Genomic DNA, 4,457 nt, shown 5'->3' on the forward strand with positions numbered 1-4,457 from the left:
TTGGACACGTCTTGCGAACTGACGCCGAGTTCACGCGCTTTCTTCTGGTCGATCTGGAAGCGCACCGAGCGCTCCGATGGTTCGTCCCAGTCGTATTGAACGTTTGTCGTGCCGCTGTCGGCGCGCACCAGTCGTTCCAGCACGCCATTTTTGACCGCATCATACCCGCGTTTGATAGCCCACTCAAACCCGTAGGCTTCTGCGGAACCGTGGCTTTTAATGACGAGTCCGCGCAATCCGAGGAGCGCGGCGCCGTTGTATTGAGCAGGATCGACGCGCCGTTTGAATCGCTTGAGAACAGGCAGTGCGACGAGCGCCATCAGCTTGGTCGCAAGCGACCGGCTGAATTCCTCGCGGATCATGTCGGTGAGCATTTGCGCGAGACCTTCCGATGTCTTCAGCGCCACATTGCCGACAAACCCGTCGCAGACGACGACGTCCGTCGTGCCTTTATAGATGTCGTTGCCTTCCACGTTGCCGTAGAAGTTGAGCGTGCTCGCGCGCAGCAGTTCGCCGGCGCGTTTGATGGTTTCGTTGCCCTTGATGACTTCTTCGCCGATGTTGAGAAGCCCGATGGTCGGCCGCTCCTTGTTACCGATGGCAGCAACGAGCGCGTGCCCCATCTCGGCGAATTGCAACAGGTGCTGCGGCTCGCAATCCACGTTCGCGCCAAGGTCAAGCACGGTGGTGAAGCCTTTCTGGCTCGGCATGGCAAACGCGATAGCCGGCCGTTCGATGCCGGGCAGCGTCTTCAGCACATAGCGGGACACGGCCATCAATGCGCCGGTGTTGCCCGCCGAGATGCAGGTTTGTGCCTGCCCCTCCTTGACGAGATTGAGCGCCACGCGCATCGACGAATCTTTTTTCCGGCGCAGGGCGACTTCCACCGGGTCGTCCATCTCGACCACTTCCGTGGCGGGGACGACCGTCAACCGGGTTTCGTCGACGGCCTTGCATTTCTTCAACTGCGCACGGATAGCCGACTCGATGCCGACGAGCAGCAGATGCGCATCGGGATGCGAACGCACGAAACTGACAGCGGCGGGAACGGTCACGGACGGGCCGTGGTCGCCTCCCATGCAGTCGATGGTGATCTTTACGGTCATGGAGTGCGACGAATTTCAGGCACAAAAAAGCGGCAGTGAAATGCCGCCTTCTTGTTGCACCAGGAAGATGTCAAACGCGAGCGACCGTAGCTCAATTCATGTGTCAGACCATGAGTCAAGACGGCGACGCGAGACGCACCGAGCGTCGCGGACGCACTACGCGCCGTACGCTTAGTCGTTCTTCGTCTTGATGACTTTCTTGCCACGATAGTAGCCATTCGGGCTCACGTGGTGACGCAGATGGACTTCACCCGTGCCCGGCTCGACAGCCAGCGCCGGCGCCGTGAGGAAGTCGTGCGAACGATGCATGCCGCGCTTGGACGGCGATTTCTTGTTTTGCTGAACTGCCATGATGACTCCAGAAAAATTTTGCGAATTCTAACACAGCTCGACACACCGGCGCCCCTGACCTGAGGCCAGTGAGTCGATCCGGACGCATCGGGCCAATTGACGGATACCGATACTCTTCAATGCGTGTCGTTGCCGGAACCGCCCTGCTTGAGCTTGCCGAGCGCGGCGAACGGATTGGGTCTTCCAGAGCCGCCATCCTGCTGCGGTTCTGCTTCGCCATTCAGACCACCTTCGTCCAGCTCGCCCTCGGCGCTGTAGAGACCTGTATTCAGGCTCTCATGCACTTCGGGACACACGTCGTGCTTGGGCACGAGCGGCAAGGACAACAACAATTCATCCTCGATCAAGTCGATGAGATCGAACTGGCGCGAGCCTACGATCACCTCGACTTCATCGTTGTCCAGCGGAAATTCGTCCGCCTCCTCTTCCGTCAACACTATGCGATACGTTGCGTCGACATCGAGATGCTGCGAGTACGGCGACAAGCACCGCTGACATTCGATCCAGACCGAACCGTGCACGGCGAGCCGCAAATAGGGCTGCGGCGCTTCCGTGCCGTCGTCCTGCAATTCCGGCTGCATGGAGCCTTCGGCCTGCCATGAAAACACCGTGTCGCGATCGGGCGCGTCCGCCGGTACTTCATTAAGCAGACGCGGCAACTGCGAAACCCGTACGCCGCCTGCTGCCTGCCGGCGGCTTTGCGCAAAGTCGAACAGGTCAAGCGCGCGCAAGTCCGCGGGACATGCAGGTTTGCCAGGATTTTGTGTCATGTGCGCTCCTGCAAATGGTCAGTACCGCGACCGGGCCCAACGAAGTCCGGGTAGCACGGCAGGGATGGAAGCTGCAGTATGCACCGCACTGATCCCGTCCGGCTGGTGTGGTTTATCCCGAGTTGCCGGGCCGGGCGCGGCGGACGACCTACGCTTTTAGTCCGCTTCCGGCCCTCAAAACCACGACACATCTCGGTACACTTCCGGTCACCGCGCTTGTTGCACGAGTTTGCTGCACGAGTTTATTGCATGCTTCATTGCTTTCTTTGATGCGTGTTCATCAGAGTGCGCGGAAACACCTTCGCATACCGATGAAAAGCCCAAAATTATAGCGGCTTTGTCTTTTCGAGTCAAACACTTATCCTTCGGGTTGCGGCCCGGCCGCTCGAATCCATCACTTTCTTGTTTATAGCCGACTTTTTCATGCCCGATGTCTCAAACAAGCCGCGCCTCGTCCTTGCGTCGAGTTCGCGCTACCGCCGGGAATTGCTCGAACGCCTGCGCATTCCGTTCGATGTGATTTCGCCCGATATCGACGAAACGCCGCTGCAGGGAGAAACGCCCGAAGCCACGGCCCTGCGGCTTTCGGTGGCAAAAGCGCATGATCCACGCGCGGCGCCATGATACTGGATTGCTTCGCGCGCGTAGTCAGAACACGATGGGTAAAAGCGGCACCGGTTGCCGAGCATGGGGCTCACAGCAACCTTGTAAAAGCGCAATAAGGCGATCAAAGCCGTTTTTGCCGATTTTTCAAACAGTGCCGTTTGCATGGATTTAGCACCAGCGACTTCGTCCGGGGACCGGTTTTCAGTCTGGCGCTGCTCAAGAGCCCGCAGGCGTGGGTGGATCAGTGACGATAGCCGATGCACTTTGCTCCGCCATGCGTCGCGCGGCTTCGCGCACGGCACGGTCGAGCAGACCGTCGATCTCCTCGCGACACAACGCGCGCAGCGGCGGCGATTTCGCGCTCGGCATGGCCTTGCGGTCAATCTTGGCGTGCATGCGCAGCAGTATGTCCCAGCCGCCAAGCTCCGCGCGCCTGAGCCTGAAGGCTTCACGGGCGAGCCGCTTGATCAGGTTGCGCGTGACCGCGCGCGGCGCACACTTCTTGCCGATAACCAGTCCAAGCCGCGCTTCGTTGCCTGTCGGCTTGCCGTACAGGACGAAATGCGGGGACCGGCGCCAAGGGCGCAAACGAAAAACGGATGAATATTCATCCGTTTTCAGCAGCCTTGCGGCTTTGGGGAACGCGGCTCGTGCTTGCAACTGACCGATTTCCTGTCCGGAGCGCGTCATGCAGTGCACCTCCGGGTCATCGCTAGCGTCGGGGCGAATGCTGGCGGGCGCTGTTGATGCCGTAAGCGGCCCTGACAATGGCGACCTGAACCCGGCGACCTTAAACTGCCAGGCGCTTGCGGCCCTTCGCACGGCGAGCGTTGATGACCTTGCGGCCACCCGCGGTCTTCATGCGAACGCGAAAGCCATGGGTGCGCTTGCGGCGGGTAACGGAAGGTTGGTAAGTGCGTTTCATGTTGGTCTCACTTGGGTAAAAACGGACCGCGCGGCATAACGAAGCGACATAAAAATTGACGCACCGGCCGGTGGTACAGGAATTCGGGTTTTGCGGAACCCGCTATTTAAACCGTTTTCCTATTGACCGTCAATAGGTTACGGTGCATGCCCCCGGTTTTCGAGGGGAAGTCCACAGGTCAGTTGATTCAGTACGCGAGATGGTCCGTCCCTGTGGATAACTCGCGCCGCGGTTGCATTTGGCGTTAGAATCTCCCCTCAATCCGACGCAACCGCACGTAGTCCCGGTCCTCTGTACCGCCTGCAAAGCCAGGCTGGGCAAGACTTCGGGGTATGCTCGCCCGCGCGCTCCAGGCTTTGCAGCCGGGCAGCGGCGAGGGCGGAGGCAGGACTCGCGGCAACCCTAACGACTGCACTCGATGACCGATTTTTGGCAACACTGTTCCGCATTGCTGGAGCGCGAACTCACGCCGCAGCAGTACGTCACGTGGATCAAACCGCTGGCCCTCGTCGATTTCGACGCCGATGCGAGCACGCTGCGCATCGCCGCGCCCAACCGGTTCAAGCTCGACTGGGTGAAAAGCCAGTTTTCGGGCCGTATTGCCGACCTGGCCCGGGATTTCTGGAAGGCGCCCGTCGACATCCAGTTCGTCCTCGATCCCAAAGCCACCGCGCGCAAGGCGATGGGCGGTGCGCCCGA

6 protein-coding genes and 2 pseudogenes are annotated in these 4,457 nt (G+C 60.1%); 2 read left to right on the top strand and 6 right to left on the bottom strand.

The window, feature by feature from the left end:
* From plsX to ACRXB1_RS31340, 3 genes are all read right to left on the bottom strand, one after another.
* Positions 1 to 1,106 (bottom strand): phosphate acyltransferase PlsX (gene plsX / locus ACRXB1_RS31330; RefSeq protein WP_449494253.1); only part of this gene is annotated, 1,106 nt, incomplete at its 3' end.
* Positions 1,107 to 1,277: 171 nt separating this feature from the next.
* Entirely contained in the window at positions 1,278 to 1,457 is a 180-nt protein-coding gene (gene rpmF / locus ACRXB1_RS31335; protein WP_056354381.1) for a 50S ribosomal protein L32, read from the bottom strand.
* 116 nt (positions 1,458 to 1,573) lie between these two features.
* Positions 1,574 to 2,227: a YceD family protein gene (locus tag ACRXB1_RS31340; RefSeq protein ID WP_061999953.1), complete on the bottom strand. Its 654-nt coding sequence runs from the start codon at positions 2,225 to 2,227 to the stop codon at positions 1,574 to 1,576.
* A 423-nt stretch (positions 2,228 to 2,650) separates the two neighbouring features.
* On the opposite strand from ACRXB1_RS31340, the pseudogene ACRXB1_RS31345 reads away from it, so the two are divergent.
* A pseudogene (locus ACRXB1_RS31345) lies at positions 2,651 to 2,827 on the top strand (Maf family protein); the annotation flags it as partial.
* A 2-nt stretch (positions 2,828 to 2,829) separates the two neighbouring features.
* On the opposite strand, the pseudogene yidD reads toward ACRXB1_RS31345, so the two are convergent.
* From yidD to rpmH, 3 genes and pseudogenes are all read right to left on the bottom strand, one after another.
* Positions 2,830 to 2,997: pseudogene (gene yidD, locus ACRXB1_RS31350) on the bottom strand (membrane protein insertion efficiency factor YidD); the annotation flags it as partial.
* Positions 2,998 to 3,049: 52 nt separating this feature from the next.
* The gene (gene rnpA / locus ACRXB1_RS31355; RefSeq protein ID WP_062168511.1) at positions 3,050 to 3,523 is read right to left on the bottom strand and encodes a ribonuclease P protein component; all 474 of its coding nucleotides are present in this window, start codon (positions 3,521 to 3,523) and stop codon (positions 3,050 to 3,052) included.
* Between the two features lie 100 nt (positions 3,524 to 3,623).
* Entirely contained in the window at positions 3,624 to 3,758 is a 135-nt protein-coding gene (gene rpmH, locus ACRXB1_RS31360) for a 50S ribosomal protein L34 (protein WP_006998755.1), read from the bottom strand.
* 418 nt (positions 3,759 to 4,176) lie between these two features.
* On the opposite strand from rpmH, the gene ACRXB1_RS31365 reads away from it, so the two are divergent.
* Positions 4,177 to 4,457: DnaA N-terminal domain-containing protein (locus ACRXB1_RS31365; protein WP_449494254.1), on the top strand; the 281-nt coding region annotated here is incomplete at its 3' end.

The sequence above is a fragment of the Caballeronia sp. M23-90 genome (genome assembly GCF_053574605.1).